This window comes from Brachyspira catarrhinii, from assembly GCF_005518285.1.
GTDB classification, from domain to species: Bacteria; Spirochaetota; Brachyspiria; order Brachyspirales; family Brachyspiraceae; genus Brachyspira; species Brachyspira catarrhinii.
On the sequence record NZ_SJDU01000510.1, the window covers coordinates 1 to 1,366 of the forward strand.

The 1,366-nt window shown below is 25.9% G+C and carries 2 protein-coding genes; both read left to right on the top strand.

The features are described 5' to 3' along the window. A partial coding sequence (locus EZH24_RS11930) for an ATP-grasp fold amidoligase family protein (RefSeq protein ID WP_137999295.1) occupies positions 1 to 1,022 on the top strand: 1,022 nt, incomplete at its 5' end. Positions 1,023 to 1,120: 98 nt separating this feature from the next. Further along, the coding region (locus EZH24_RS11935; protein WP_137999296.1) for a type II toxin-antitoxin system antitoxin SocA domain-containing protein at positions 1,121 to 1,366 on the top strand (246 nt) is incomplete at its 3' end.

Genomic DNA, 1,366 nt, shown 5'->3' on the forward strand with positions numbered 1-1,366 from the left:
TTGATTTTGAATCTCTTCCCGAACAATTTGTATTGAAAGTAAATTGGGGCAGCGGGCAGAATATAATAGTAAAAGACAAATCGAAATTGGATATAGCGGACGCCAAAAACAAATTAAACGAATGGTTGAAGCCTTTTTCAAATCATTATTATTACAGTTATGAATGGCAGTATAAAGATATAGAGCCAAAAATTATATGCGAAAAATATATTGAACAAATGGACGGCAATTTATTCGATTATAGAGTATTTTGTTTTAATGGAAAATCTAATTTTATATTAGTCGATATGGATGCTTCAAGATTTAACGAAGAAGGAAAATATTTAAGAAGTGTATATACTACTAATTGGGAAAAATTAAAAAATGTTACAATATATCATAAATATTATGATGGCAATATTGATAAGCCTGTATTTTTAGAAGAGGTTTTAAAAATCTCAAATAAATTATCAAGCGATTTTTTACATGTTAGAGTGGATTTTTATATTATAAATAATAAACCTTTTGTTGGAGAGTTAACTTTTACTCATCAAAACGGAATTGGAAAATTTATGCCACAGGAATACGATTATAAATTTGGCGAATTATTGAAATTGCCTAAAGAAAAAAGAATAGAATACGATTTTGCGGATAAGGAAACTTTTATAAAACAATCTTGTATTTTAGAGCCTGTGTCTTACGATTATAAAAGATTAGAAAGAGAATTATCGCTTAAAAATAACGTAAAAAATAACGAAACGATTTCAAATAACGATTACGAAAAGTTGAAGTTAAATTGCAATTGGTGGACGCTTTTTGGAATATCGAACAACAGCGAATATTTGAGATTGACTTTATTTGGAATTAAAATTTCAATTAAAATGAATAAAGAAAAAATTGATAAATTGGCGTGGTGGATACCGATTAGAAAATGGCGAGATAATTTTAGAAACAAATTCTTTGATAAATTCATAGGGGGGGGGGTAAATAATGGCTTTAAATTTTTATATCCTCTTCGTTTTGGATTAGATTTGAATTATTGATTATAATAACAGAATTTACAATTTTTTGTTTTTTAGTTTTTATACTTGAAAAATACGATATTTATACTACAATATAATTTATTAATTGGAGAAAAATTATGAATGAAAAATATAAATCCGCAGTTCATTATATTATAGATAGTTGCAAAAATCCGTTAACTTTAGGCTCGATAAAACTTAATAAAATATTATTTTATTCGGACGGAGAAATATTTTTAAGAGATAAAAAATCTATAACGAACGATATTTATATTAAAAGACAATTCGGTCCCGTTCCAAAAAATATAATAAATATATTAAAAGAACTTGAAAAAGAAGGCAAAATTGCAATATCGAAAAAGAAA